Raw genomic sequence first — 26298 nt, forward strand, 5'->3', positions numbered from 1 at the left:
TTATAATTTTGTAACAAGGTTGTTTTTTAATTGATACTTTTGGTTACTTTCTTTACAAGTTGCTATGTTGTTAGCATCAAAAGACAAGCGATGCCCATATTCGCTTACCCAACCTATTTGTTTAGATGGGTTTCCTACAACCAATGCATAGGGTAAAATTTCTTTAGTAACAACACTACCAGCGCCAATAAAAGCAAACTCTCCAATAGTATTGCCACAAACAATAGTAGCATTTGCACCTATAGTTGCACCTTTTTTTACGAGGGTTTTTTGATATTCATTTTTTCTTTTAATGGCACTTCTTGGGTTAATTACATTTGTAAAAACCATAGATGGCCCTAAAAAAACATCATCTTCACAAATAACGCCGGTATAAATAGATACGTTATTTTGAACTTTTACATTTTTTCCTAAAATAACATTCGGAGAAACTACTACATTCTGCCCAATATTACAAGCCTCACCAATGATGCAATTTGGCATTATATGGCTAAAATGCCAAATTTTAGTTTCTTTACCTATGCTACAATTGTCATCAATAATAGCGGTATTATGTGCAAAGTATTCTTTCAATTTAATAAGTGCTATTTATGTTTTTTTCTTTATTTAATATTTCTTTAGCGCTAGAAGTTCCTATTCTATCGACTCCTAAATGAATCATTTTTGCAGCCATCTTGTAATCTTTTACACCACCTGCTGCTTTTACTTTTAATGGTTTTGCATTTTCAATAATTAATTTCATTGCTTTTATTGAAGCTCCATTTGGTTTGTTGTTTTGTGTTTTATAAAACCCTGTTGACGATTTAACAAAAACCCGATCTGCACTTATTTCGCCAAAGGCATTCATTACAGTCTCTTTTATTAGTTGCGAAATTACAATTATTTCTTTATCTGATAATGCAGCAATTTCAATGATCCATTTTATGGTCTTGTTATTTTTTAGACAAAAACTTGTGCCTTTAGTCACTTCTTCTTTTACTAAAGAGTAGTTTTTTTGTTTAAAAGCATTGTAATTTATTACAAAATCTAATTCGTCTACGCCTAAATCAATTGCTTTCTTAGCTTCTTTTAACTTTTCATCAATTGTTAAGTTTCCTTCAGGAAAATCAATAACTGTTCCTATTAATGTTCTAGATTTTGCGGTGTCTAAAAGTTCTTTTACAAGTCTAATATATTCAGCCCGAATCATAATTAGTTTGTAATTGTATGCAATTGCTTCTTTGGTAAGTGTTTTAATTCTTAAAACAGTCTCTTGCTCAGAAATATCAGCTTGTTTTGCTGTTTTTAAATAAGTGGCATCTAAAAACGGATGTATTTTCATATTACAAAAGTAACAAAATCATACTTACAGAAAACAAAATACCCAACCATTTGGTTGGGCATTAGGTGGTTAGTCTACTCTAAAAATAATGGGCAGTGTATATCGCACTCTTACAGGTTTATTTCTTTGTTTGCCAGGTGTAAAATTGGGTAGCTTGTTTAGTAGTTTAGTTGTTTCTTTTTTCAATTCTTTATGTGGAGCTCTAATTTTAATGTCTATAACAGTTCCGTTTTGGTCAATTATAAACTGAGTTTGTATTTTATGAATTCCGCTATGCAAACCTAAATCATTTGCTAGGTTTGCGTTAAAATTACGAAGAACAAATGCTTTCATTTTTCTATCAAAACATTTTTTATTTTCTTCTTTTGATAAGTTTTCACATCCTTTAAAAACGGGTGCTTCTTCAATATTTATAAAAGGCACATCTTCTATAATAGGCTCAAAATCATTAACTTCAACAATCTTATTCGCGTCAAATTTTAGCGAGGTAGGTTGCTCAATAACAGTTTCTATAACTGTATTGTTACCTTTTTCAATGTTATCGATTATAATTTTTTTTACCTTATGAACTGTTGTTTTCGGAACTATTTTTGTTTCTTTTACAAAAACATAAGTTTCATTTTGAGGAATATAGGCTTGCTCATTAAAATCATTTTTTAAAATAGCGACAGTTTGTTTTTCTGTTTGATATTCTAAAGAGATAAATACAATAAAGAGCACTAGTACAAGGCCTAATTGAGTAAAAATGTTCGAAAATTTTTCTAGCTGTTTGTTGGGCACTTTTTTTACATTTTTCATAATAAGAGTGTTTTTAAGATTATAACTACTTAAAAACAAAGAATGTGCCATAAAAAAAGCACCAAATTATTTTGGTGCTTTTTGTTTTTAGTTGATAAACTACATTAATTTTTATTCAAATGTTTTTGTGCTACTTTTTCTAGTTCTGCGTACCAATCTTCGCCAAATTTTCTTACTAGAGCCTGCTTTACAAATTTATAAACGGGCACTTGTAATTCTTTTCCTAGCGTGCAAGCGTCATCACAAATTTCCCATTTATGGTAATTTACCGCCGCAAACTCACTATAATCTTTAACCCTTACAGGATATAAATGGCAAGAAATAGGTTTTTTCCAAGCTATTTCTCCAGAATTATAGGCTTCTTCAATACCACAAAGCGCTGTTTTTTTTTCATCAAAAATAACATAAGCACAATCGGCATCATTAATTAAAGGGGTCTCTAACTCTCCCCATTCATTTTTTATCGAAGTACCTTGTTTTTCAATTTCTACAATTCCTTCTTTACGCAAAAAAGGTTTTACTTTCGGATAAATCTCTTCTAGTATTTTAGCTTCCTCTAAATCTAATGGTGCACCAGCATCTCCATCTACACAACAAGCTCCTTTGCATGCAGATAAATTACACACAAAATCTTTTTCTATAATATCTTCTGATACGATTGTTTTTCCTAGTTGAAACATACTGCAAAAATAGGCTATTTTTTTTCTTTAATTTTATGAAAAGTTGAATTTAGTTGCCTAATTTTGCACAAAAATAAAAAATTATGAAATTTAATTTTCAAGAAATAATTACTGCATTTATGGTTTTGTTTGCAGTAATAGACATCATTGGTAACATTCCAATTATTATCGATTTAAGAAAAAAAGTTGGGCATATTCAATCTGAAAAAGCTTCTATAATTGCGGGAATAATAATGATATTTTTTCTGTTTTTAGGAAAAAGTTTATTAAGCTTAATTGGTATAGACGTAAATTCTTTTGCGGTTGCAGGTGCTTTTATATTGTTTTTTATTGCATTAGAAATGATTTTAGGAATTACACTTTATAAAGACGATTCTAGTTCTGGAACAATTACAGCTACTGTTTTTCCGCTGGCTTTTCCTTTAATTGCGGGTCCTGGTAGTTTAACAACGTTACTTTCTTTACGAGCAGAATTTTCTATAGAAAACATTATTGTTGCAGTACTTTTAAATGTAATTGTAATTTATGTTGTTTTAAAAACTTCTGCAAAAATAGAGCGTATCATTGGTGCAACAGGTATTCAAATAATTAGAAAAGTATTTGGAGTCGTTTTATTAGCCATAGCCGTAAAATTATTTGCAGCCAATATTAAAATGTTATTCTAAAAATGATTTTTGATGCTTTAATCATTGGTGGCGGTGTTTCTGGTTTGCAATGTGCTTTAGTTTTAGGTTCTGCAAATAAAAAACCTTTTGCTTCTTTTAAAAAAGTAGGCATAATAATGCATCAAAAAACATCACACTTACAAAATGCGCTATTCAATAATGTTTTAGGACTTTCTCCTAAAAAATTAGGAAGCGATATTTTGATTGAAGGTAAAGAGCATTTGTCAAGTTTGTACCCATCTGTTTCACAAATAGACAATGAAAAAGTACTTGAGATAGAAGATTTAAAAACCTCGTTTAAAATTATTACTAATAAAGAAACCTATGTTTCTAAAATTGTGGTGTTAGCTTTAAATTATGCAAAACCACTTTTAATTAAAGGCTTAGAAAATTATATAGAACCACACAAGAAAGCCAATAAGGCCAAAGATAGAATTCAATTAAAAAACACAGATTATCTTATCAAACATAATTTGTATTGTTGCGGCACTATTGCAGGTGTTAGAAGTCAGTTTGCCATTGCTGCTGGTTCTGGAGCTAGTGTTGCTACCGATATTTTAACACTCTGGAATGACGGTAACCACACTAAAATTCATGATAAAATTTAAGTTTCTATCAAAAAAAATCTAGCCAAAAGCTAGATTTTTTTATTTTAAATTGTCAAATAACAACTTTACTCCACCGTAACCGATTTTGCTAAGTTTCTTGGCTGATCTACATTTTTGCCAAGTAAAACCGCAATATGATACGATAATAGCTGAAAAGGAATCGTTGTTAATAGAGGTGTTAAAGCCTCTTCTATTTCTGGTATTTCTATTACATGATCTGCAATTTCTTTAACCTGTGTATCTCCTTCTGTTACAATAGCAATTATTTTACCAGATCTCGATTTTATTTCTTGAATGTTACTCACTACTTTTTCATAATGTCCTTTGCTAGTAGCAATCACAAAAATTGGCATGTTTTCATCAATCAATGCAATTGGGCCATGCTTCATTTCTGCTGCAGGATATCCTTCTGCATGTATGTATGAGATTTCTTTTAACTTTAATGCACCTTCTAAAGCAACAGGAAAGTTAAAGCCTCTACCTAAGTACAAACAATTAGGTGCGTCTTTATAAACCTTGGCAATTTCTTCAATCTTAGCATCAATCTTTAAAAGTGCTTCAATTTTTTGAGGTACCAATTGTAATTCTTGTAAATACATTCTGTATTTAGAATTAGATAAAGTGCCTTTTGCACTCGCTAATTTTAAAGAAATTAATGTAAGTACGGTAATTTGTGTTGTAAATGCTTTTGTAGATGCTACACCAATTTCTGGTCCTGCATGCGTATAAGCACCTGCATGTGTTTCTCTTGCAATAGAAGAGCCAACAACATTACAAATACCAAAAACAAATGCGCCTTTTTCTTTTGCCAATTTAATTGCGGCTAAAGTATCTGCAGTTTCACCAGATTGAGAAATAGCAATAACAACGTCATTAGAATTTATAATCGGATTTCTATATCTAAATTCTGATGCATATTCTACTTCTACAGGAATACGCGTCATGTCTTCTAACAAATATTCGCCAACCAAACCAGCGTGCCAAGAAGTACCGCAAGCAATAATAATTATTCTATTAGCGGTTAAAAATTTGTTTAAATGATCGTCTATACCGGCCATTTTTATAATACCCTCGTTCGGTAACATTCTACCTCTATAAGTGTCTATAATTGCCTTTGGCTGTTCGTGTATTTCTTTTAGCATAAAGTGGTCGTAACCCCCTTTTTCTATTTGATCTAAGCTTAGTTTAAGCTTTTGAATGTTAGCGACTACTAAAGAATCGTCATTAATTTTACGAACCTTTATACTTTTACCTAACTTAATAATCGCTAATTCTTCATCTTCTAAATAGATGGCATTTTTTGTATACTCTATAAAAGGAGATGCATCAGAAGCAATAAAAAACTCTTTATTGTCTGTGCCAACACCAATTGCAATTGGGCTTCCTAAACGTGCAACTACTAATTCGTTTGGTTTTGTTTTATCAAAAACAGCAATAGCATAAGCGCCTACTACATTTGTTAAAGCTAACTGTACGGCTTTACCTAGCTTGCATTTTTCATTCTTTTTTACCTCTTCTATAAGATTTACCAATACTTCTGTATCGGTATCACTTTTAAAAACATAGCCTCTAGTAATTAACTCTTTTTTAATGGTATCGTAATTTTCGATAATACCGTTATGCACCATTACCAAATCACCAGACTGCGAAACATGCGGATGAGAGTTTACATCATTAGGTATACCATGTGTAGCCCAACGTGTATGTCCAATTCCTATATTTCCTTTTTTTCGTTTTTCGTCGTTATTTGTAATTTCTTCTAGGTCAGATACTTTTCCTTTGGTTTTAGAAAGTTGAATTTCTTTACCATCAAACATCATTATTCCAGAGCTATCGTAACCTCTGTATTCTAGTCTTTTAAGACCATTAATAACAATAGGATAAGCATCTCTTGTACCTATGTAACCTGTTATTCCACACATATTTTTTCTTTTCTTATTTTTCTTCTGAGTAGGAAATTTTTAGTTCCACCTTTTTATCACCATTTATAGCAGAATGGTTTAAAAGTGTAACTGCTTTGGGGTTCCAACTATAATTTTTAAAGATTGTATCTGTTACCGTTTGTAAATCTGTTGTATTTACGACTTTTAATCTAAGTGTTGGCGAGTAGTTAGTGTTGCCGTTTAAAAGATCTGAGATGTAGTCGGTAATTCTAAAGGTATATTTTTCAAACTGATCATCAGTACCTCTTTCTAACAATCCGCCAAAAGAAGCAATATTTTCAGAATACACGTCTTTTATAATGCTGTAAGTAGGTGTTGGTGCTTCATCAGATTTATATAAATACAATCGATATGGGATTGCCGTTGTATCTGCAGATTGCTTTACATACATTGTTAATAAAGCATCGTTTACCAGTAAATTTTGGGCTCTTAACTCTTCTATTTTATCTGCCAATCCATTTCCATCTGCATCTGCGCCAAAAAGTGTTAAAACACCTTCGCTACCCGCTGCACCTTGTATAATAACTTCTTCGTTAGTTGGGTAAACTTTGTCTTCCATTTTATAGGTTGCTGCTCTAATACCCGCTAAAGGAAAACTGTGGTTTTTAGAAATTGTATCTATAGCAACCCCATTTGCAATAACAGTATTGGTGTAGTATATTTCTATAGATGGGTTGTTTGTACCATTAAAATTAAGAGAAATTAAAGAACCTTCATTTCCTGTAGCTTCTAAAATAACTCCTCTAAAATGATTGTTAAATGCGTCTTGAGTTTCAAATTCTGCACTTTCATATTTGTCTAAAAAAAGCGATTTAATAACATCTTCTTTTAAAGGAATGGCTGCAAAAGGAAGCGGAACAGTTACTGCAGTAGAATTAGTATAAGTAACAGTGTCTTTGTTATATAACGCACCGTTATTTAACCACCTTTTTACTACAATGGCAGTATCCGTAGCTTTTGGTATAAGTTTAAAATTGTTTGTGGTGTTTAATGCAGCACCTGCTTTTTCAAAAACATCATTCGAGTAATAGCTATTTACTTTTGATGGGTCTGCAGGGTTTAACCTACTTAAATAAGTGTTTAATTGAAAAATATTTAGGTCAAACGCTTTTGTTTTATCGCCAATAATAGAATCTAATTCATAACCAGTGCTAGTATCGTTTAGGCTAACTTGGTAAGGTAGTTTTACAAATGCAGTATCTATTGTAGTTATTACAGTAGTATCTGAAACGTACGTATTTTCTGCATCTAAAAGAGTTAAACCCGATGGAACAGCTATTTGAGAAACTATTGAAGCCTCAATTTTCTCATAATCTGCACTTGCATGTACACCTAATAAGTAGGTTCCGGGCTCAAAAGTTAAATTGTCTGAACGTAAATTTGTTACGGGTGCATTTTCTAACGTTACATCTACTAAAATAGAATTTGTAGAAAATTTAGTATTGCTAATAATACTAGCCCCAATATCTGCAAAGTCTTTTTCACAAGAGATAACAGTTGTAAATACCAAAACTAAAGCTGCAATTTTTGCGCTTACTTTTAAATTTCTTTTCACTTTATAACAATTAATCAACTGAAATTAAATCAGCATAAAAATTTAAATAATTTTCTTTTAAGTCTTCTGTTTGATACTCTAAAACAGGGATATCTTTCTCGTCTAAAAAGCTTGTTAGCTCTTCAGAGATTGTTTCGCTACCATGAATAATTGCATCAGAATTTTCAATAGCACTTTTTAAAATATTAATAAAACTAGGTGTTTTAATAATTTCAATTTTTTGATCACTAATATTATCAAACTTTACTTTTTCTGATAAGGTTTCGTTTAAAGTACCTTCAAAAGGGTTGTTGTATAAAGAAGTAACAATTTTACTTTCTGTAAACAAAGGTTCTTCTTTGTAAAACTCTTTTAGGTAAAGAGGTAAAAGAGAAGCCATCCAACCGTGAACATGAATAATATCTGGCGCCCAATTTAATTTTTTTACAGTTTCGATAACACCTTTTGCAAAGAAAATAGCACGCTCGTCATTATCTTCGAACAACTGGTCATCTTCATCTGTAAATACCGCTTTTCTCTTAAAATATTCTTCATTATCAATAAAGTAAACTTGCATTCTTTCTTTCGGAATAGAGGCTACTTTTATAATAAGTGGCATGTCCATGTCGTTCACAACTAGGTTCATACCAGACAAGCGAATTACTTCATGTAATTGATGTCTACGCTCGTTAATTACACCATACCTTGGCATAAATATTCTTGTTTGTACTCCCTTAGAATGTGCGTTTTTTGCAACATTAAAGGCTGTTGATGCTAGTTCTGTTTCCGGCAAATAGGGTACTACTTCCGATGAAACAAATAATATTCTCTTGTCCTTCATTAAATCAAACTCTTTTTGTGAGATTGGCAAAAGTACAAATTAATATGCTAATATCGTGTTAAAATGGTAAGTTTGCACACTTTACATAGCTACAAAGAATGAAAATATTTACTACAAAAAAGGACTTAAAAGACTGTTTGTCAGTATTAAAGTTAAAAAAAGAAACCATCGGTTTTGTACCGACAATGGGTGCTTTGCACGAAGGGCATTTGTCTTTAATAAAAAAAGCAAAACAAAAAACAACAGTAGTTGTTGTTAGTATTTTTGTAAATCCAACTCAGTTTGATAAAAAAGAAGACCTTTTAAAATATCCAAAAACATTTGATAACGATACCAAATTACTAGAAAGTGTTGGGTGCGATGTGCTGTTTTTTCCTTCGGTAGATGAAATTTATTCTGGTAATGTTGTTTCAGAAAAATTTAATTTTGATGGCTTAGAGCATCAAATGGAAGGGAAGTTTAGAGCAGGTCATTTCGATGGTGTTGGTACAGTTGTTAAAGCACTTTTTAACATTGTAGCACCAGACAAAGCCTTTTTTGGTCAAAAAGATTTTCAGCAATTGCAGATCATTAAAAAATTGGTTAAAAAACAACGTTTAAATGTAAAAATTAAAGGGTGTGCTATTTACAGAGATCAAGATGGTTTGGCAATGAGCTCTAGAAATACGCGTTTAAACGATACTCAAAGAATTGCGGCGCCATTTATTTATAAAACACTTAAAAAAGTTCGTAAAAAATTTGGCACAGAAAGTGCTGTTAAAATTACTGCATGGGTAGAAAATCAATTTAAAAACCACCCTTCTTTAAAGTTAGAATATTTTACGATTGCAGATGAAAAATCATTAAAAACGATAGAAACAAAAGAATCTGACAAAAAATACCGTGCTTTTATTGCTGTATTTGCAGGAGATATAAGACTGATAGATAATATTCGTTTAAAACATAATTAATTTTAAAAAACCTATTTTTGTAAGATGTTAGTACAAGTTGTAAAATCAAAAATCCATCGTGTAAGAGTTACAGGTGCAGATTTAAATTATATAGGAAGCATTACCATAGATGAAGATTTAATGGATGCCGCCAATATTATTGAAGGCGAACGCGTTCAAATCGTTAATAATAACAATGGCGAACGTTTAGAAACGTATGCAATTCCTGGACCAAGAGGAAGTGGAGAAATTACTTTAAATGGCGCTGCAGCAAGAAAAGTAGCTGTAAACGATGTTTTAATCTTAATTGTATATGGTTTTTTAGAGCTAGAAGAAGCAAAGAAATTTAAACCAGCATTGGTGTTTCCGAACGAAAAAGACAATACACTTACCTAGTTTTGAACATCAAAAAAATAATAAAAACAATATTACCACTCATTTTGGGGGGTGTTTTAGTATGGTATTCTATCTCTAATATTTCTATCGATGTTTTAATAGGATACTTTAAAGAAGCCAAATATGGTTGGATTTTTCTTGGCCTGTTTTTCGGTATTTTAAGTCATTTATCAAGAGCTTACCGTTGGCAATTTATGTTAGCTCCTCTGGGTTTTAAACCGAAATTAACAAACAGTATTTTAGCGGTTTTAGTCGGTTATTTAGTAAACTTAGCTTTGCCAAGAGCCGGAGAAATTTCTAGAGCAACTGTAATGGCTAACTACGAAAAAATACCTTTCGAAAAAGGCTTCGGTACCATTGTTGCAGAACGCATTGCAGATCTAATTATGATGTTGCTAATTGTAGCAATTACCCTTTTTGTTCAATTCGATTTTATTTACCAACTTTTAACTAAGAATTTTAATCCCATTAAAATTGCAGTCTTTTTAGCTGTATTAATTATCGGTTTTTATACGTTAACGGCGTTAATAAAAAAGGCAAAATCGGGTATTTTACTTAAAATTAAAAACTTTATTGCCGGTTTGGTAGAAGGGGTTACAAGTATTTTTAAGATGAAAAATAAATGGGCATTTATTTTTCATACCGTTTTTATTTGGGCGATGTATGTAGCCATGTTTTGGGCAACAATACCGGCAATAGAAGGTTTAAACGTGCCTTTTGGAGGGGTGTTAATAGGTTTTATTGCTGGCGGATTTTCTATTGCCGCAACTAATGGTGGCATTGGTTTGTATCCAATAGCGGTAGCTGGTGCACTGGCTTTATTTAATGTTCCTACAGAACCCGCAACCGCTTTTGGTTGGATTATGTGGACTGCCCAAACCGCTATGATTATCGTTTTTGGTGGACTAGCATTCTTACTTTTACCGGTTTATAATAAGAGTAAATAATTTTTGGGCGTTTCTTTTTGCTGAAAACATTCAGCACCAAGTCGCGCTTTCATTACTCGCTTCACGCTAAAAAAAGCGTGAGAGCTTAAACAGGCCATTCAATCGCTAACGCAAATTTTTAAGGGCATTTAAAGAAATAAAAGACCATAAGTATTTTAAAAACTTTGTAACTTTGAATCGCTAAAACTTTGCAACTTATTTAAAAATGGCTAAAATTAAAACAACTTTTTTCTGTCAGAACTGTGGTACACAACATGCAAAATGGGTAGGCCAGTGTGGTGCTTGTAAAGAATGGAATACCATTGTAGAAGAAGTAATACAAAAAGAAGAAAAACGCGTTTGGAAACAATCTACAACAGCAAAACAAACAGTAAATAAGCCGTTAAAAATTGCCGATATTCAGTTAAATCCCGAAGAAAGAGTAGTAACTAATAATGCCGAGCTAGATACTGTTTTGGGTGGCGGATTGGTAAAAGGATCTGTTACACTTTTAGGCGGAGAGCCAGGTATTGGTAAGTCTACCTTATTATTGCAAGTAGCTTTAAATATTAGCCAAAAAGTATTGTACGTTTCAGGAGAAGAAAGCCAATCTCAAATAAAAATGAGAGCCGAAAGGTTGGCAGCCAACAATTCTAATTGTTTGATACTTACCGAAACCAACACACAAAACATTTTTAAAAATATAGAAGAAACACAACCAGAAGTTTTAGTGATAGATTCTATACAAACGCTGCATACAAGTTCTATAGAAGCTTCTCCTGGTAGCATTTCTCAAATTAGAGAAACTGCTGCAGAATTAATAAAATATGCCAAAGAAACCGCAACGCCTGTTTTATTAATTGGTCATATTAATAAGGATGGAAACATTGCAGGACCAAAAATTTTAGAGCACATGGTAGATGTTGTTTTACAGTTTGAAGGTGATAGAAACCATACGTATAGAATTTTAAGAAGTCAGAAAAATAGATTTGGCTCTACTTCAGAATTAGGTATTTACGAAATGCTTTCAAACGGATTAAGAGAAATATCAAATCCGTCAGAAATTTTAATCTCTAAAAAAGATGCCGATTTAAGCGGTACTGCAATTGCATCAACTCTAGAAGGCATAAGACCCTTAATGATAGAAATACAAGCTTTAGTTTCTACGGCAGTTTATGGTACACCACAACGTTCTACAACTGGTTATAACTTAAAAAGGCTACACATGATTTTAGCGGTTTTAGAAAAAAGAGCAGGCTTTAAATTAGGTGCCAAAGATGTTTTTTTAAATATTACTGGTGGTATCAATGTAGACGATCCAGCGATAGATTTGGCGGTTGTTGCAGCTATTTTATCATCTAACCAAGACATTGCTATTAACCCAAATGTTTGTTTTGCCGCAGAGGTTGGATTGGCAGGAGAAATAAGGCCAGTTTCTAAAATAGACCAACGAATTACAGAGGCAGAAAAATTAGGTTACAAAACTTTAGTAGCTTCTAAATACAATAAAATTGCCTCTAAAAATCATGGAATTAAATTGGTTTTAGTTGGTAAAATTGAAGAAGCTTTTGCTACTTTATTTGCATAAGTAATAGGCTGTCTAGTAGACTCTTTAGGTTTTAAAAACCTAAAGAGTGCTAACTTATTTAAAATTACTTTTTACCTTTTAAAGAACAAGTATTAATTTTAAAAGGCGCGTATAAAGGACAGAAACCTATAAAGCTAGTTAAAACAAAGATTGCTGCAAGTATTAAAATAATGATACCAAAAACGCCTGAAATAACTCCAGCGTAATAAAGAGTTGCAAAAATTAATGCCAATATTATTCTGATAGATTTATCTATACGACCCATATTTTTTTTCATTTTGTAAAAATTAAAAGTTATTGCATAATTGCATCACAAAATTAAGTTGTATTTTATAATCTTGCAGTGACTATAGTCACCACTCATTAATAATTTTAATTCCATTTTTATTTTGAACAATCTTTTTTTCAATTTCTAGTTTTTTTAAAACTCTAGTCACAACCTCTCTAGCAGTACCTAATTCGTTCGCTATTTTATTATGACTCATTTTAACAGAATCTCCATTTGTTAAACTTGATTTCTTTTTAATATGTTCGTAAAGTCTCTTGTCCATTTTATTGATTAGTAAATGGCCAATTGTATCTAAAAGTTCAGAGTAACGTAAATTAAACTGATTGTAAAATAACTCATTAAAATCAGGATGTTCTTTAAGTAGGTTTGGTAAATATTGCACCGGAATTAACAGAATTGTAGATTGCTCTTCTGTAGTTGCAAAAACTTTACTTGTGGTGTTTTTTAGAGCAGCATAAAAAGTCATTATGCAACTTTGAGCAGGCTCTATATAATAAAGTAGTAATTCTTTTTCTTCAAATCTCGAATAAACTTTAACAAGTCCGTTTATAACGATCGGTATTGCTTTTATATATTGTTCTTCTCTTATTATTTGAGTGTCTTTTGCAAACTCTTTTAAAGTAGATTCTTTTATTAATTTCTCTAGTAGTTTCGGGTTTAAAAACGACAGTATTTTTTTGTCAAAGTACATTTTAAATTATTTATCAAAGGTTATATTAACAATTACCTCTAAGACATAAAGTTAGTAAAAATTGATTAAAATATAGGTAATAACACTCATAGAGTTAAGACCTAATTTTAAATTTAATCAACTAAAAAAACCAAGTATCAATACTTGGTTTTTTTATACTTTATAAGGAGCCTGAAAATAAATTCAGCAAAAAATTATTTCTTATTTGCAGCTTTAATATATTTTTCTAAAGCCATTGTCATAGAAGGTGTTTCTGGAGACGGAGCAACAATGTCACATTTAAAGCCAGCATCTGTAACAGCGTTTACGGTAGAGTTTCCAAAAGCGGCAATTCTAGTATCGTTTTGTTTAAAATTCGGAAAGTTTTTTAGTAAAGATTCTATTCCAGAAGGGCTAAAGAATACTAATACATCATAAAAAACATTTTCTAAATCAGATAGATCACTAATAACCGTTCTGTACAAGTCTAAGCGCGTCCATTTTACCTCTAATTTATCTAGTTCTTCAGGAATTAAAGGTTTTAATTTGTCTGAACTAGGTAGTAAAAAGGTTTCTGTTTTGTGCTTTTTAATTAGTTTTGTTAAATCAGGAAATGTTCTTGCACCTACATAAATTTTACGTTTTCTGTATACAACATATTTTTGTAAGTAATAAGCTACTGCTTCAGACTGACAAAAATACTTCATAGCATCTGGCACTTTAAAGCGCATTTCTTCTGCAATTCTAAAAAAATGATCTACTGCATTTCTGCTCGTTAATATAATTGCGGTAAAATTATTTAAGTCAACTTTTTGCCCTCTAACTTCTTTAACAGGAATGCCTTCTACATGAATAAAAGACCTAAAATCTATTTTTACTTTTTGTTTAGTAGACAAGTCAAAATATGGGGATGTTTCTGTCTTTGGCTCTGGTTGCGATACTAGTATCGTTTTCACTTTCATACGCTTTCTTTTTGTAGTTAAAACATCAATTTAAACAGTATAAATAGCGGTGCTATTTCGAAGGCGCAAAGGTACAAAATAAAATAAAACAACTTACTAAAAATCAGGTTTTTATTAATTGATATAATAAGAACAAACCGAAAGAGAAATAAAATTGCAGAAAAATAAAATAAGAAACTACTTGATATTCCAGAAAACTCAACAATAATAAGGCTTATTAGTAGTAAAAAAGCAATAGCATTTAAATAACTAAATTTAGAGGTTACAAAAAAATGGAGTTCTTTTTCTATCTTAAAAGTAAAGGTTAGCAACTGTTCTAGATTTCTTTTTAGGATAAAAAACGAAAAAACAACACTAAATATTTTAAAAAAAGTAAAAAAACCTTCTTTCGATTCTGTTACGTAATAGGTTGTTAACTTGTAGATTAAAAAAGAAATGCTTGCTGTCAAAAAAATAAAAAGAACACTTTTAAAAGCATCAAAAAAAGAGCTTGTTTCTTCGGTTTCGTGCTCTATGTAATTACTATTTAAAGGGCTTAAAATAATTTCTTTTAATCTGTTAGCATCTATTTTTTTTAAAACAACAATGCAAATCAAAAGGAAAACCATTAATAAGGTTATCCAGTTTGTACTTGTTACTGTTCTTTCTAATGCGTGCACTAATTATTGTTTTAGAATTACAAAATTACTAATAAAACACGTATATTTGTGTACTTACATATATAAAGCTTATTTATGTCAGATTCATTGGTAATTATACCAACATATAACGAGAAAGAGAACATAGAAAGTATTATAAGAGCTACTTTTAATCAAGAAAAAGAGTTCGATATTTTAGTTGTTGATGATAACTCTCCCGACGGCACTTCTAAAATTGTAACAACATTAATTTTAGAATTTCCAAATCGCCTTTATTTAGAAAAACGAGTTGGTAAAAATGGTTTAGGCACTGCCTATATTCATGGTTTTAAATGGGCAATCAATAAAAAATATGATTATATTTTTGAGATGGATGCAGATTTTTCTCACAATCCAAAAGATTTAATTCGTTTATACAATGCTTGTGCTCAACAGGGTGCAGATGTTTCTGTAGGCTCTAGATATTCGCAAGGAGTAAATGTAGTAAACTGGCCAATGAAGCGAGTTTTGCTTTCTTATTTTGCATCTAAATATGTGCGTTTTATTACTAGAATACCTTTGTATGATACCACCGCAGGTTTTGTTTGTTGGAAAAGAGAAGTATTAGAAAAAATACAATTAGACAAAATAAAATTTGTAGGATATGCATTTCAAATAGAAATGAAATTTAAAGCATGGAAACATGGTTTTAATATTAAAGAAGTTTCTGTAATTTTTACAGACAGAACCTTAGGGACTTCTAAAATGAGTGGGAATATTATTTACGAAGCGTTGTTTGGCGTTCTTAAAATGAAATTAAAAGGGTTGCCTAAATAGATGAGTACAATTTTTACATTAACATTAAAACAGCATACAACCCCAAGCTATTTAAGTATTAAAAAAGCTCAGTTTTTATATAGAAAACAGCAGTTTGGTGGTGCTTTTTACACCTCGGTAAGCCCTGTTTATAAAAAAAACAGACAACTTGTTATTGTTTTAAAGTCTTTAGTAACTTGGGCTAGTGAGAAAAAAATTAAAAAGTTAGCAAACATTCTTCTTTTCAGAATAAACAAATGTATCTAAGAAAAAAAGAATTTTAAAAACACTAAAATTTTTATAGATTTTAGTACCAATATTACAGAAATATCATGAAAAATAGCGTCCTAATTACCAATGCAAAAATTGTAAACGAAAACAAGACTTTTATAGCAGATGTTTTAATAGAAGATAGTTTTATCAAGCAAATTTCTTCAAACATTACTGCTCCACAAAACACAACTATTATAGATGCAGCCGGCAATTATTTAATTCCTGGTTTTATAGATGATCAAGTTCATTTTAGAGAGCCAGGGTTAACACACAAGGCAAATATTGCTACCGAAAGTAAAGCTGCTGTTGCTGGCGGAATTACCACTTTTATAGAAATGCCTAACACAGTACCACAAGCTACTACGCAAGATTTGTTAGAAGATAAGTTTGCCATTGCCGCAAACGATTCTTATGCAAATTACTCTTTTATGTTTGGCGGTACAAATGATAATTTAGAAGAATTATTAAAAACAGATCCTAAAAAAGTAGCTGGTATTAAATTGTTTTTAGGCTCTTCTACAGGTAATATGTTGGTAGATAATCAAGAAGTATTAGAAAAAATATTTTCATCAACAAAAATGATTATTTCTGTTCATTGTGAAGATGAAGCTACCATCAGAAAAAATACAGCTGCATTTAAAGAGAAATACGGAGAAGATATTCCTATGAAATATCATCCTATTATTAGAAGTGAAGAGGCTTGTTATATATCTTCTTCTAAGGCAATTGAATTGGCTAAAAAAACAGGTGCAAGGTTGCATGTTTTTCATTTATCAACCGAAAAAGAAACCCATTTGTTTAGAAATGACATTCCGTTAGAAGAAAAGCAAATAACGTCGGAAGTTTGTATTCATCATTTATGGTTTAATGATAAAGATTATGACAAAAAAGGGGCTTTTATCAAATGGAATCCTGCAGTAAAAACAGAAGCAGATAGATTAGGACTTTGGAAAGCCTTGTTAGACGACAGAATAGATGTTTTAGCAACAGACCATGCGCCTCATACTTTAGAAGAAAAAAACAATAAATACTTAAAAGCACCAAGTGGCGGACCTTTGGTACAACATGCAGTAATTGCTCTTTTAGAAAAAGTGAAAGAAGGGGTTATTTCTATCGAAAAGTTAGTGGAAAAAATGAGTCATAATCCTGCCAAATTATTTCAAATAGAAAAGCGTGGTTTTATAAAAGAAGGGTATTATGCAGATTTGGTAATTATAGATGCAAACCAATCGCAAACCGTTTCTAAAGAAAATTTATTGTATAAATGTGGTTGGTCTCCTTTTGAAGGAACAACTTTTTCATCGACCATAACACATACCTTTATTAATGGGAATTTAATTTACAATCAAGGTGTTTTTAATGACGAAATAAAAGGACAGCGAATTACTTTTAACAGATAAACATGAAAAATATAAGCCATATAATACTATTACTTTTGTTATTTTCTTGTACTAGTAATACCATCTTTAAAAAGCCGAAAGACTTAATACCTAAAGACACAATGAGTCTTTTAATACAAGATATGATGGTAGCTTCTTCTGCAAAATTTATAAAAAATAAACATTTACAAAAGAACATAAATTATATGGCTTTTATTTATGATAGATATTTAATAGACAGTCTTCGTTTTCAGACAAGCAATTTATACTATACTTCAAAAATAGATGAATACGAAGAAATTATAAATGATGTTAACGTTCAGTTAGAAAAAAAGAAAGCATATTATAAGGGAGTTAAAGCAGAAAGAGATTCTCTTAAAAGGGACTCCATTAAAAACACACGTTTAGAGATAATAGATACCACAAAGATTAAAAAGCGTGCTCTAGATTTAATAAAAAAAGAAGATTAACTGTCTTTATTTGTATAGCTAATACATACTTTTTTAATAACAGTTTCTATTTCTTCAAACTGAAAGTCTAACGCTTCTTTTATTTTTTTAGAGGAGTATTTAGAAACAGTATGTGCACTTTTTGCAGTATATTTTGTTAATAAAGGGTCTTTTTTGGTAAATTTAGAAATCAACAATGCTATTCGCCAAAAAATAGCAGTTTGCCACTTTTTCACTCTAATTTTTGGAGCTTTCTTGCCTAAATACTTTGCTATTAAAGAGAAGATTTCTTTATAAGAGTTGTTTTCAGAAACTAAAATAAAGCGCTCATTTTTAATGGTAGAGTTCATTAATAACACCATACATTTTACAACATCATTTACACCTACATAACCGGTAATGCCTTCTGTGTAATATTGAAGTCCGTTATTAATATTGCTAAACAAAGCGCCAGAGCCAGTCTTAAAAAAACCACTTCCTAAAATAACACCTGGGTTTACAATAACCACATTGACACCTTCTTGGCTTGCGCGCCAAATTTCCATTTCTGCGCCAAACTTTGTAATAGAGTAGCCACTGTTATCGTCTTCAGAGTTCCATTCAGATTCTTCGGTAATAAAGCCATCGTATAAAGAATTACCCACAGCAGCAATAGAGCCAACAAAGCAAATTTTATCAACCTTAGCATCAATAGCAAGATTGGCAATAATAGCGGTGCCATGAATATTAACCTTTCGCATTTCTCTATAATCTTTTGGATTAAAAGAAATAAATGCAGCACAATGATATACTTTTTTAACATCTGTAAATGCCGGAATCATAGCAGGTACGTCTGTAATATCGGCCTTAAACCAAGTTATTTTATCAAATAAAGATTGCCCGTTTACTTCATTATAAAAGACTTTTTTTACGGCTTCAATTTTTTTAGAAGACCTATAAATAGCTCTAATATTCTCGTCATTTTTTGCCAATTGATACAATAAATGTGCGCCAACTAAACCGGTTCCTCCTGTAACTAAAATCATGCTGCTAATTTATGGTTTTTTGATTGATAAGTTTATCTTTGCCAACCTAAAAGACTAAAGTTTCACAATGTTTTATTAAGTGTTGTATAAAGAGGTTTAAAATATTTAAAACGAAGAATAATTCTCTATACACTTTAACAGACAATATCACATACCATACAATGAAAAATTTTATTGAAGAATTAACATGGAGAGGAATGCTACACGACAGCATGCCAACAACAGAAGAACATTTAATGGAAAGTATGAGAAGTGCTTATGTTGGTTTCGATCCTACATCAGATTCTTTACATATCGGTAACCTAGTTCCTATCATGTTGTTGGCGCATTTTCAAAGGTGTGGGCATCAGCCAATTGCTTTAGTTGGTGGTGCAACAGGGATGATTGGTGATCCGTCAGGAAAATCTTCTGAACGTAATTTGTTAGATGAAAAGACTTTAAGACACAACCAAGAGGCTATAAAAGGGCAGTTAAGTCACTTTTTAGATTTTACTTCTGAAGCAAAAAATGCAGCAGTATTAGTAAATAATTACGACTGGATGAAAGATTTTTCTTTCTTAGAGTTTATACGAGATATCGGTAAACATATTACCGTAAATTACATGATGGCTAAAGATTCTGTTAAAAACAGAATTAGTTCAGAGTCTAAAGACGGTATGTCTTTTACCGAATTTACCTATCAGCTTGTTCAAGGATATGATTTTTTACACTTATATCAAAACAACAATGCCTCTATTCAAATGGGTGGTTCAGACCAATGGGGTAATATTACAACCGGTACAGAGTTAATTAGACGTATTGGTGGTGGTAAAGGGTATGCAATTACCTGTCCTTTAATTACAAAGTCTGATGGTAGTAAATTTGGAAAATCTGAAGGTGGAAATGTTTGGTTAGATAGCAAAAGAACGTCTCCTTATAAGTTTTATCAATATTGGTTAAATGCTTCGGATGAAGATGCGGAGAAGTATGTTAAAATTTTTACTTTTTTAGATAAAGAAACAATAGCGTCTTTAATTTCTGCGCATAATGAAACACCTCACGAACGTATTTTACAAAAAAGAATTGCAGAAGAGGTTACTTTATTAGTACATGGTAATGAGGCTTTAGAGAATGCAATAAAAGCATCTAATATTTTATTTGGTAAAGCTACTGCAGACAATTTAAAATCTTTAGACGAGCAAACTTTTTTAGATGTTTTTGATGGTGTGCCTCAAGCCACTATTGCAGCGACAGATTTTGAAGAAGGGTTAGATATGATTGGTGCTTTATCTGCAAAAACAAATTTTTTGACTTCTAACGGAGAGGCAAGAAGAGCATTAAAAGAAAATGCAATATCTGTAAATAAAGAAAAGGTAAAAGAAGATTTTATAATCTCTAAAGAAGATTTAATTGCCAATAAGTATGTGTTATTACAAAGAGGTAAAAAAACGTATTATTTATTAGTAATTGCTTAAAATAATTTTTAAACAAAAACGAGCACTACTTTCGTAGTGCTCGTTTTTTCATTTTCATTCACAAAACTCCCCCAAGATTGCTTTCAATCGTTCTTTTGTATCAATTTTAACCAGTTTTTATCTGCTGCTTTTTTAAGTGCTTCGGCATCTTCTTTTAACCAAAGATCTAGCGTGTTTGTTCCCCAAGAATTGTAAAACAGATATAATTTACCGTCTCTAATTTCAAATGTTTTTGGGTTAATACTTACTTTTTCTCCCTTTAAACCAATTGCATATGCACAATAGCCGCCATAAGCCGGAATGTATTTTTTAGGTGATTTTTTAAATAGCTCTAAATTTTCTTTTGATATAAATTTAAATTTAACACCATCGTACTCTGTAGTAAATTCTTTATTACCACTTTCTGCTTTGTTATTAAAATAGGCAACAACATCATATCCTTCTGCTACAAAACCTTTTTTTGTATTGTAATCTTGACTAAAAGCAATTGCAGGTAATAATAATAGTATTAGTAAAAATTTATTTTTCATCATCTGTTTTTACAAGTAGTCGAGAAAAAAAACAAACATTACAGTATTATTAAATATTTTTTATAAATTTTTTTAAAACAACAATTAGTTCATCACTATTTTCAATGTGACTCATATGTCCATTAGGTAAAACAACAGCCTCAGAACCTGTTTCTTTGGCTTCTTTAATGGATAGTTTAAAATCTAAAACAGGGTCTTTTTCTCCGATAACAATCAGTTTTTTAAAACTGCCATTTGCTAAAACATGATTTCTGTTCAAACGGATTCTCATTCCTTCTTGTGCGGCTATATAACCTTGTATTGGCGTTTTTAGAGCCTCTGTTAATGCAAAATTAATTTCTTCTTTAAACAATATTTTACTTTCTGATGCAAAAAGATTTGCAAAAGACATGTTTACCATTTGCTTAAAATTATTTACAATCATTTTATTTGCTCGAACGCGTAGCTGTTTTCTTTCAGCGTCGTCTTCATTAGAAGTAGCATTAAGTAGACACAGACCTTTTATTTTCTCTGAATATTTTTCGGCAAACGCTAACGCAACATAACCTCCTAAAGAATGCCCAATTAAAGTACATTTTCTAATTTTTAGTGCTTTTAAAACAGCTAAAATAGTTTCAGCAAAAATTTCCATAGTATGCACATAGCCAATACAATCTGTGTTGCCATGCCCTAATAAGTCAATGGTAATCACTCTATTTTTTTTAGAAAGTGGCGTAATTATTTTTTGCCACATAGTAGAATTTTCTAAAAAACCATAAATTAATACTACCGCAGCACCTTTTCCGTGATCTGTATAAAAAATTTTAGCATTTTTAAAATTTATAGACTTTTGCATCCCTCAAAAATATGTATATTTCGCCCATTAAGTTAATAATTATCATGAATAAAACAAAAGAAATTTGGATTGCAGGTTTTGCATTATTTTCTCTCTTTTTCGGAGCCGGAAATTTAATTTTACCGCCTAATTTAGGTGTAAAAGCGGGTGCAGATTGGTGGATTATAGTTCTTGGTTTTATTATAACAGCGATTATAATTCCTATTTTTGCCATTTTTGCACATTCAAAATTACAGGGTACGTTATTTGATTTCGGTAAAAAAGTATCTCCGCTGTTTAGTTCGGTATTTTGTTTTTTAATTTATAGTATTGCCATTGCAATACCCTCGCCCAGAACTGCTGCTGTTACTCATGAAATGGCTGTAGAGCCTTTTTTTAATACGCCGCCTATTTTAACCAGTGTTATTTATTTTTTATTGGTTTTTCTTTTTGCGGTCAATCGTTCTAAAATTATCACTTTAATTGGGCAGTTTTTAACACCAATAATTGTATTTATTTTATTTGTTATTATTGCTCTTTCATTCTTTACACCTTCGGTAGATTTTGTTTCATCAACATTTAAAAGTCCTTTTGTAGATGGTATTTTAGAAGGGTATCAAACATTTGATGCCATTGCAGGTGTAGTTGTAGGTGCGGTAATTATCATCTCTTTAGATTATAGCAGTCATACTACTTTTGATGCAAAAAGAGCCCTTATTAGAAAAGCAGGTTTTATTGCAGGAGCAGGGTTGTTGTTGATTTATGGAGGCTTAATTTATAGTGGTGCTATTTTTTCATCAACATTTAATGAAAATGCAACAAGAATAGAAGTTTTAACCGGTTTAAGCTCTCAAACTCTTGGTGGTTTTGGGGCTAGTTTTTTAAGTGTTTTAGTTGCTTTAGCGTGTTTTACAACCGCAGTTGGTATTGTAACAGGTACTGCAGATTATATAAAAGGCATTTGTAATAATTCTAGAAAAGCATACATTATTACAGCGGCATTAGCATCTATAGTTGGTATTATTGTAGGTAGTTATAATGTGGCTTTTATAATTACTATTGCAATTCCTGCCTTAATGTTTTTGTACCCAATAACTATTGTGTTAATTATTTTAAACGTGGTGCCAGATAAATTTGCATCAAAACTAGTTTTTAGAGGAGTTGTTATCACAACATTTATTTTTAGCATAACCGATTTTTTAGGTTTTATAATTCCTGTAGAAAACATTTCGGGGTTTAAAAATAGTATTCCTTTAGCAAATTATAATTTAGGTTGGGTATTGCCAGCATTAGCAGTTTTTGTTGTACTAAATTTATCAAAAAAAAACCAATACACCTAAGTGCATTGGTTTTGTAGATATAAGGCAATTTACGCTATAAATTATAACGCAGACCAATTAAAAAGTTACCTGTTGGCATTGGTATAAATCCAGATTCTATATATTCTGCATTAAAAATGTTGTTTGCAGTTAGTGTAATATTAAATTTATTAAGGCTTACAAGTACCGATGCATCCCAAACATTATAGCTTGTGCCTACGGTTCTTTCGGCATGTTTGTAGATAATGTTTTGTTGTACATTTTTAAATAGTTTACTACTAAATCGTGTTATAAATTGATGTTTTAAAGTATTTAAAGAGTAGCGAGATAACTCTTTATTTTGATCTAAAATATCATCATTTAAATAAGTATATCCAACAGATAATGACTGCCTATAATTCATCATTTTAAAGTTGTAATCACCTTCTAATTCTAATCCTTGTGTATTTAGTTTTGCAATATTGGTTGCTGTAAAAACAGAGGTGTCTGTATTGGGTCTAACAAAATCGATTAAATTATCTGAATCTCTATTAAACAATGCCAGAGAACCAGAAAAATGTGCATTGGTATATTTTACACCTATTTCTTGTGCAAAAGCACTTTCGGGTTTTAAATCTGTGTTACCTGCAGTAGAAGGACTGTTGTAATAAAGGTCTGTAAAAGTAGGAACTCTAAAAGTAGTACCAATATTACCATATGCCTTAAAATTATCTGAAATTTTTATGCCTAAATCTAGCCCAGGAAAGGCATTAAACTTAAAGTCAGAAAAATAGGTAGCTGCAATACCTGGAGTTATATCAATATTGTCTCCTATTTTAAAACGGTGTTCTAAAAATAGATTTGCCATGGTTCTATTTCTATCACCAAGATTATTACTGCTAATAGAAAAACGAGAAATATCAACACCAAAACCAGTAATACCTATTTTAGAGGTGAAAGAAGCATTGGTTTCTAATCCTATTTTGTTGGTAATATGAAGGTTTCTAAAAAAACTAGGATCGTTTCTTTTTAATAGAAAAATATCTTGTCCGCGTCTCCAATAAATTTTTGGGGTAACCTTTAGTTTTTCATTTTTAAAAGTAGTAGCAACACCAAGTAAGCTGTTTTGTGTTTCCTCATACTCATTCCATGCAGGATTTGTGGTGTAAAAATTTTCGGCACCCATTTTTTTATCAAAAAAAGTAGCAATTACATTTATGGGTTGCTTGTTTTTATTAAAAGTTCCTTTAAGAAAGTAATTGTAGTTTTTGTAATCAGAGTTATTTCGATATCCGTCTGAAGTTAAGGCGCCAACATGTGCTATAAATGAGCTGTTTTTAAACTCTTTACCAAAAGTTAAAGAGCCGTTTAGTTGCCCAAAAGATCCTGTTTCTATGTTTGCAGATGCCTTGTTTTTTAAGGCCTTTTTTGTAACAATATTAATAGCACCTGTAAATGCATTTTGCCCAAAAACCCTTGCAGCGGGTCCTTTTATAATTTCTATTCGTTCTATAACTTCTATTGGTAAAGCCGCATTCATGGTATGATGCCCTGTTTGCGCGTCATCCATTTTAATGCCATCGATAAGTAATAATGTTTGATCGAAACCACCACCTCTAATATATAAATCTGCTTGTCCGCCACCAGTTCCTCTTCTTCTAATATCTACACCAGCAACTTGCTGTAATAAATCTGAAACATTTGTTACAGCGCTATTTTTTATCACTTCGGATGTAATAATATTTATAGTTCTAGAATTTTCTTTAAAGGGTAATTCTATTCTTGTCGATTTAATAACAACAGAGTCTAATTTTTGGGTTTGTATTTTTTCTTGTGATGAAAGCTGTATTGTAGCTAGAAAAAATAAAAAAAGGAGGCCTTTGTTTTGATACATTGTAAGTTTTTTTAGTTTATAAAACGATGCAAAAGTCGTAACTTTCCGGACGATTAAACTAGTCCGATTTTAAAATGAAAGATAGTCCGGTTAATAACTTGTTTCAAAAGCTCATCAATTTTAATAAATCGATTGCAAAACCTGTGTATTTGCAAGTTGCACAGCAAATAATAAATGCCATACAGCGCAGTTATTTAACAAAAGGAATGTTGTTGCCAGGTACACGAGCTTTAGCAAGCTTATTACAAGTACATAGAAATACTGCTGTAGCTATTTATAATGAGTTAGCAGCCCAAGGTTGGGTAGAAATAATTCCTAATAAAGGTACTTTTGTTTTAGCCCCGGAAGAAAAAGTATCAATCGAAAAAAAGTTTACTAAAGAAATAAACAACGCTTATAGTGCTGCAAAGATTACCGGATTTCCTTTTCAAAACTCGTTTCATTTAGCTTCAACAGTTCAAACAACAAAAGCCAAGTATATTATTAACGACGGCAAACCAGATTTAAGGTTGCATCCTGTAAATGAGTTTACAAGATGGTATAGCGCCGCCATGAAACGTAAAACTTTGGTGCATAAATGGAACCGCCCTAACGATTTTTTAGCGGCCAATTTTAAAGCACAATTAAGCAATTATTTAAACATTACCAGAGGGTTTCATATAACACCCAACAATTTAATAAGCACACGTAGCTCTGAAATGAGTTTGTACATTGTATCTCAATTATTAATACAAAAAAACGATATAGTGTTGGTGGGTAATTTAAGTAATTATGCTGCTAATATGATTTTTCAGCAAGCAGGCGCCATTATAAAAACAATTCCTGTAGATGACAATGGTTTAGAGGTAGATTATATAAAAAAACACTTTGTAAAACAACGTATTAGGTGTCTTTATATTTGTGCGCATAGAGATTATCCGACCACGGTAAAGTTAAGTAATAAGCGTCGTTTAGAGTTGTTGCAACTTGCCAAAGAATATCAATTTGCTATTATTGAAGATGATTATGATTACGATTTTCAGTTTGAAACTTCTGCCATGCTGCCAATGGCAAGTGCAGACATTAACGGGGTAGTTATTTATTTAGGAAAAATGGGTCAATCTTTATTCCCTAGCTTTCAAACAGGCTTTGTAGTTGCCCCAGAAAATTTAATTTTAGAAGCAAATAACTACCTGCAATTACTAGACACCCAAGGCGATTTAATACAAGAACAAATGTTGTCTGAACTTATTAATGAGGGAGAGATTTATCGTCTCATGAAAAAGAATATTGTTGTTTATAAACAAAGGCGTAATTATTTAGATAAGCTGTTAACACAACATTTTTTAACAATAGCTACTTGGCAAATACCCTCTGGCGGATTGGCAATTTGGTTGCAATTTAATTCAACGATATCTTTAATAAAATTGGCAGAAGAAGCCGAAAAAAACGATTTATTTTTACCCAAAACAATCTTATATCAAGATAAAAATAATTGCGCAATTCGTTTTGGTTTTGGTCATTTAGAAGAACAAGAAATGCAAATTGTTCTTATTAAATTAAAAGAGGCATATCTTAAAACCGCTTTAAAAGAGCTAAATACCTAGGTTGTTTTTTTAC

At 31.2% G+C, this 26298-nt stretch carries 28 protein-coding genes; 13 read left to right on the top strand and 15 right to left on the bottom strand.

Translation table 11 applies throughout. From position 1 onward, the window contains the following. The 4 genes from Q0678_RS10640 to Q0678_RS10655 form a co-directional block, all read right to left on the bottom strand. On the bottom strand, window positions 1–573 hold the full coding sequence (locus Q0678_RS10640) for an acyltransferase (RefSeq protein ID WP_299057669.1): 573 nt from the start codon (window positions 571–573) through the stop codon (window positions 1–3). A 1-nt stretch (window position 574) separates the two neighbouring features. Next, on the bottom strand, window positions 575–1321 hold the full coding sequence (gene deoC, locus Q0678_RS10645; RefSeq protein WP_299057671.1) for a deoxyribose-phosphate aldolase: 747 nt from the start codon (window positions 1319–1321) through the stop codon (window positions 575–577). Window positions 1322–1390: 69 nt separating this feature from the next. After that, window positions 1391–2119: an energy transducer TonB gene (locus tag Q0678_RS10650; protein WP_299057673.1), complete on the bottom strand. Its 729-nt coding sequence runs from the start codon at window positions 2117–2119 to the stop codon at window positions 1391–1393. A 104-nt stretch (window positions 2120–2223) separates the two neighbouring features. Then, window positions 2224–2799, bottom strand: a complete 576-nt coding sequence (locus tag Q0678_RS10655) for a DUF3109 family protein (protein ID WP_299057675.1) — start codon at window positions 2797–2799, stop codon at window positions 2224–2226. Window positions 2800–2882: 83 nt separating this feature from the next. On the opposite strand from Q0678_RS10655, the gene Q0678_RS10660 reads away from it, so the two are divergent. After that, window positions 2883–3464 carry a MarC family protein gene (locus tag Q0678_RS10660; protein WP_299057677.1) on the top strand — a complete coding sequence of 194 codons (582 nt, stop codon included), beginning with the start codon at window positions 2883–2885 and terminating at the stop codon, window positions 3462–3464. 2 nt (window positions 3465–3466) lie between these two features. Further along, entirely contained in the window at window positions 3467–4072 is a 606-nt protein-coding gene (locus Q0678_RS10665) for an NAD(P)/FAD-dependent oxidoreductase (protein WP_299057679.1), read from the top strand. Between the two features lie 65 nt (window positions 4073–4137). Here Q0678_RS10665 and glmS read toward each other — a convergent pair whose 3' ends face one another. Genes glmS through Q0678_RS10680 form a run of 3 tightly spaced genes read right to left on the bottom strand, consistent with a single transcriptional unit; the run spans window position 4138 to window position 8390 of the window. After that, the gene (glmS, locus tag Q0678_RS10670; RefSeq protein WP_299057681.1) at window positions 4138–5994 is read right to left on the bottom strand and encodes a glutamine--fructose-6-phosphate transaminase (isomerizing); all 1857 of its coding nucleotides are present in this window, start codon (window positions 5992–5994) and stop codon (window positions 4138–4140) included. A gap of 13 nt (window positions 5995–6007) precedes the next feature. Next, window positions 6008–7570, bottom strand: coding sequence for a DUF4270 family protein (locus Q0678_RS10675; RefSeq protein ID WP_299057683.1), 1563 nt, complete (start codon window positions 7568–7570; stop codon window positions 6008–6010). A 10-nt stretch (window positions 7571–7580) separates the two neighbouring features. After that, entirely contained in the window at window positions 7581–8390 is an 810-nt protein-coding gene (locus Q0678_RS10680; protein WP_299057685.1) for a glycogen/starch synthase, read from the bottom strand. A gap of 98 nt (window positions 8391–8488) precedes the next feature. Between Q0678_RS10680 and panC the strand changes: the two genes are divergently transcribed. The 4 genes from panC (at window position 8489) to radA (ending at window position 12229) form a co-directional block, all read left to right on the top strand. Further along, window positions 8489–9340, top strand: a complete 852-nt coding sequence (gene panC, locus Q0678_RS10685; RefSeq protein ID WP_299057687.1) for a pantoate--beta-alanine ligase — start codon at window positions 8489–8491, stop codon at window positions 9338–9340. Window positions 9341–9364: 24 nt separating this feature from the next. Continuing rightward, a complete protein-coding gene (gene panD, locus Q0678_RS10690; protein ID WP_299057690.1) occupies window positions 9365–9715 on the top strand; it encodes an aspartate 1-decarboxylase in 351 nt (116 codons plus the stop codon). 2 nt (window positions 9716–9717) lie between these two features. Next, the gene (locus Q0678_RS10695; protein WP_299057692.1) at window positions 9718–10662 is read left to right on the top strand and encodes a lysylphosphatidylglycerol synthase transmembrane domain-containing protein; all 945 of its coding nucleotides are present in this window, start codon (window positions 9718–9720) and stop codon (window positions 10660–10662) included. Window positions 10663–10867: 205 nt separating this feature from the next. After that, entirely contained in the window at window positions 10868–12229 is a 1362-nt protein-coding gene (gene radA, locus Q0678_RS10700) for a DNA repair protein RadA (RefSeq protein ID WP_299057694.1), read from the top strand. Between the two features lie 64 nt (window positions 12230–12293). On the opposite strand, the gene Q0678_RS10705 is transcribed toward radA, so the two are convergent. From Q0678_RS10705 to Q0678_RS11685, 4 genes are all read right to left on the bottom strand, one after another. Then, on the bottom strand, window positions 12294–12506 hold the full coding sequence (locus Q0678_RS10705; protein WP_299057696.1) for a DUF2892 domain-containing protein: 213 nt from the start codon (window positions 12504–12506) through the stop codon (window positions 12294–12296). Window positions 12507–12582: 76 nt separating this feature from the next. Then, window positions 12583–13209 (bottom strand): Crp/Fnr family transcriptional regulator, encoded by a 627-nt coding sequence (locus Q0678_RS10710; RefSeq protein WP_299057698.1) that lies wholly within the window; start codon window positions 13207–13209, stop codon window positions 12583–12585. Between the two features lie 194 nt (window positions 13210–13403). After that, the gene (locus Q0678_RS10715; RefSeq protein ID WP_299057700.1) at window positions 13404–14150 is read right to left on the bottom strand and encodes a uroporphyrinogen-III synthase; all 747 of its coding nucleotides are present in this window, start codon (window positions 14148–14150) and stop codon (window positions 13404–13406) included. 17 nt (window positions 14151–14167) lie between these two features. Next, window positions 14168–14758: a DUF4271 domain-containing protein gene (locus Q0678_RS11685; RefSeq protein WP_367181519.1), complete on the bottom strand. Its 591-nt coding sequence runs from the start codon at window positions 14756–14758 to the stop codon at window positions 14168–14170. Between the two features lie 126 nt (window positions 14759–14884). On the opposite strand from Q0678_RS11685, the gene Q0678_RS10720 reads away from it, so the two are divergent. The 4 genes from Q0678_RS10720 to Q0678_RS10735 all read left to right on the top strand — a co-directional run bounded on the left by Q0678_RS10720 (window position 14885) and on the right by Q0678_RS10735 (window position 17705). Then, complete coding sequence (locus tag Q0678_RS10720; protein WP_299057702.1) at window positions 14885–15604, top strand: polyprenol monophosphomannose synthase; 720 nt, start codon at window positions 14885–14887, stop codon at window positions 15602–15604. After that, entirely contained in the window at window positions 15605–15850 is a 246-nt protein-coding gene (locus tag Q0678_RS10725; RefSeq protein WP_299057704.1) for a hypothetical protein, read from the top strand. It begins immediately after the preceding gene. Window positions 15851–15915: 65 nt separating this feature from the next. Then, complete coding sequence (locus Q0678_RS10730) at window positions 15916–17256, top strand: dihydroorotase (protein ID WP_299057706.1); 1341 nt, start codon at window positions 15916–15918, stop codon at window positions 17254–17256. A gap of 2 nt (window positions 17257–17258) precedes the next feature. Then, entirely contained in the window at window positions 17259–17705 is a 447-nt protein-coding gene (locus Q0678_RS10735) for a DUF4296 domain-containing protein (RefSeq protein WP_299057708.1), read from the top strand. On the opposite strand, the gene Q0678_RS10740 is transcribed toward Q0678_RS10735, so the two are convergent. Continuing rightward, on the bottom strand, window positions 17702–18709 hold the full coding sequence (locus Q0678_RS10740; RefSeq protein WP_299057710.1) for an NAD-dependent epimerase/dehydratase family protein: 1008 nt from the start codon (window positions 18707–18709) through the stop codon (window positions 17702–17704). The two genes, Q0678_RS10735 and Q0678_RS10740, sit on opposite strands and share 4 nt — an antisense overlap. Window positions 18710–18870: 161 nt before the next feature. On the opposite strand from Q0678_RS10740, the gene tyrS reads away from it, so the two are divergent. Beyond that, window positions 18871–20163 carry a tyrosine--tRNA ligase gene (tyrS, locus tag Q0678_RS10745; protein WP_299057712.1) on the top strand — a complete coding sequence of 431 codons (1293 nt, stop codon included), beginning with the start codon at window positions 18871–18873 and terminating at the stop codon, window positions 20161–20163. A gap of 83 nt (window positions 20164–20246) precedes the next feature. On the opposite strand, the gene Q0678_RS10750 is transcribed toward tyrS, so the two are convergent. Together Q0678_RS10750 and Q0678_RS10755 are read right to left on the bottom strand one after the other, a co-directional pair. Next, entirely contained in the window at window positions 20247–20696 is a 450-nt protein-coding gene (locus tag Q0678_RS10750; protein WP_367181517.1) for a YHS domain-containing (seleno)protein, read from the bottom strand. A gap of 46 nt (window positions 20697–20742) precedes the next feature. After that, window positions 20743–21528, bottom strand: coding sequence for an alpha/beta hydrolase (locus Q0678_RS10755; RefSeq protein WP_299057714.1), 786 nt, complete (start codon window positions 21526–21528; stop codon window positions 20743–20745). 44 nt (window positions 21529–21572) lie between these two features. Here Q0678_RS10755 and brnQ point away from each other — a divergent pair, with 44 nt between their 5' ends. Beyond that, window positions 21573–22847, top strand: a complete 1275-nt coding sequence (brnQ, locus tag Q0678_RS10760) for a branched-chain amino acid transport system II carrier protein (RefSeq protein WP_299057716.1) — start codon at window positions 21573–21575, stop codon at window positions 22845–22847. 34 nt (window positions 22848–22881) lie between these two features. Here the strand turns inward: brnQ and Q0678_RS10765 are convergent, their stop codons facing one another. Continuing rightward, window positions 22882–24699, bottom strand: a complete 1818-nt coding sequence (locus Q0678_RS10765; protein ID WP_299057718.1) for a TonB-dependent siderophore receptor — start codon at window positions 24697–24699, stop codon at window positions 22882–22884. Window positions 24700–24773: 74 nt separating this feature from the next. On the opposite strand from Q0678_RS10765, the gene Q0678_RS10770 reads away from it, so the two are divergent. Then, window positions 24774–26285, top strand: a complete 1512-nt coding sequence (locus tag Q0678_RS10770; RefSeq protein ID WP_299057720.1) for a PLP-dependent aminotransferase family protein — start codon at window positions 24774–24776, stop codon at window positions 26283–26285. Window positions 26286–26298: the final 13 nt, after the last annotated feature.

Source organism: uncultured Polaribacter sp., from assembly GCF_947497125.1.
Lineage (GTDB): Bacteria > Bacteroidota > Bacteroidia > Flavobacteriales > Flavobacteriaceae > Polaribacter.

What these genes read in the sequence shown, in the direction of transcription:
- deoC (WP_299057671.1), bottom strand. Translation starts at nt 1,321, where the DNA reads ATGAAAATACATCCGTTTTTAGATGCCACTTATTTAAAAACAGCAAAA.
- Q0678_RS10650 (WP_299057673.1), bottom strand. Translation starts at nt 2,119, where the DNA reads ATGAAAAATGTAAAAAAAGTGCCCAACAAACAGCTAGAAAAATTTTCG.
- Q0678_RS10655 (WP_299057675.1), bottom strand. Translation starts at nt 2,799, where the DNA reads ATGTTTCAACTAGGAAAAACAATCGTATCAGAAGATATTATAGAAAAA.
- Q0678_RS10660 (WP_299057677.1), top strand. Translation starts at nt 2,883, where the DNA reads ATGAAATTTAATTTTCAAGAAATAATTACTGCATTTATGGTTTTGTTT.
- Q0678_RS10665 (WP_299057679.1), top strand. Translation starts at nt 3,467, where the DNA reads ATGATTTTTGATGCTTTAATCATTGGTGGCGGTGTTTCTGGTTTGCAA.
- glmS (WP_299057681.1), bottom strand. Translation starts at nt 5,994, where the DNA reads ATGTGTGGAATAACAGGTTACATAGGTACAAGAGATGCTTATCCTATT.
- Q0678_RS10680 (WP_299057685.1), bottom strand. Translation starts at nt 8,390, where the DNA reads ATGAAGGACAAGAGAATATTATTTGTTTCATCGGAAGTAGTACCCTAT.
- panC (WP_299057687.1), top strand. Translation starts at nt 8,489, where the DNA reads ATGAAAATATTTACTACAAAAAAGGACTTAAAAGACTGTTTGTCAGTA.
- panD (WP_299057690.1), top strand. Translation starts at nt 9,365, where the DNA reads ATGTTAGTACAAGTTGTAAAATCAAAAATCCATCGTGTAAGAGTTACA.
- radA (WP_299057694.1), top strand. Translation starts at nt 10,868, where the DNA reads ATGGCTAAAATTAAAACAACTTTTTTCTGTCAGAACTGTGGTACACAA.
- Q0678_RS10705 (WP_299057696.1), bottom strand. Translation starts at nt 12,506, where the DNA reads ATGAAAAAAAATATGGGTCGTATAGATAAATCTATCAGAATAATATTG.
- Q0678_RS10710 (WP_299057698.1), bottom strand. Translation starts at nt 13,209, where the DNA reads ATGTACTTTGACAAAAAAATACTGTCGTTTTTAAACCCGAAACTACTA.
- Q0678_RS10715 (WP_299057700.1), bottom strand. Translation starts at nt 14,150, where the DNA reads ATGAAAGTGAAAACGATACTAGTATCGCAACCAGAGCCAAAGACAGAA.
- Q0678_RS11685 (WP_367181519.1), bottom strand. Translation starts at nt 14,758, where the DNA reads ATGGTTTTCCTTTTGATTTGCATTGTTGTTTTAAAAAAAATAGATGCT.
- Q0678_RS10720 (WP_299057702.1), top strand. Translation starts at nt 14,885, where the DNA reads ATGTCAGATTCATTGGTAATTATACCAACATATAACGAGAAAGAGAAC.
- Q0678_RS10725 (WP_299057704.1), top strand. Translation starts at nt 15,605, where the DNA reads ATGAGTACAATTTTTACATTAACATTAAAACAGCATACAACCCCAAGC.
- Q0678_RS10730 (WP_299057706.1), top strand. Translation starts at nt 15,916, where the DNA reads ATGAAAAATAGCGTCCTAATTACCAATGCAAAAATTGTAAACGAAAAC.
- Q0678_RS10735 (WP_299057708.1), top strand. Translation starts at nt 17,259, where the DNA reads ATGAAAAATATAAGCCATATAATACTATTACTTTTGTTATTTTCTTGT.
- Q0678_RS10740 (WP_299057710.1), bottom strand. Translation starts at nt 18,709, where the DNA reads ATGATTTTAGTTACAGGAGGAACCGGTTTAGTTGGCGCACATTTATTG.
- tyrS (WP_299057712.1), top strand. Translation starts at nt 18,871, where the DNA reads ATGAAAAATTTTATTGAAGAATTAACATGGAGAGGAATGCTACACGAC.
- Q0678_RS10750 (WP_367181517.1), bottom strand. Translation starts at nt 20,696, where the DNA reads ATGATGAAAAATAAATTTTTACTAATACTATTATTATTACCTGCAATT.
- Q0678_RS10755 (WP_299057714.1), bottom strand. Translation starts at nt 21,528, where the DNA reads ATGCAAAAGTCTATAAATTTTAAAAATGCTAAAATTTTTTATACAGAT.
- brnQ (WP_299057716.1), top strand. Translation starts at nt 21,573, where the DNA reads ATGAATAAAACAAAAGAAATTTGGATTGCAGGTTTTGCATTATTTTCT.
- Q0678_RS10765 (WP_299057718.1), bottom strand. Translation starts at nt 24,699, where the DNA reads ATGTATCAAAACAAAGGCCTCCTTTTTTTATTTTTTCTAGCTACAATA.
- Q0678_RS10770 (WP_299057720.1), top strand. Translation starts at nt 24,774, where the DNA reads ATGAAAGATAGTCCGGTTAATAACTTGTTTCAAAAGCTCATCAATTTT.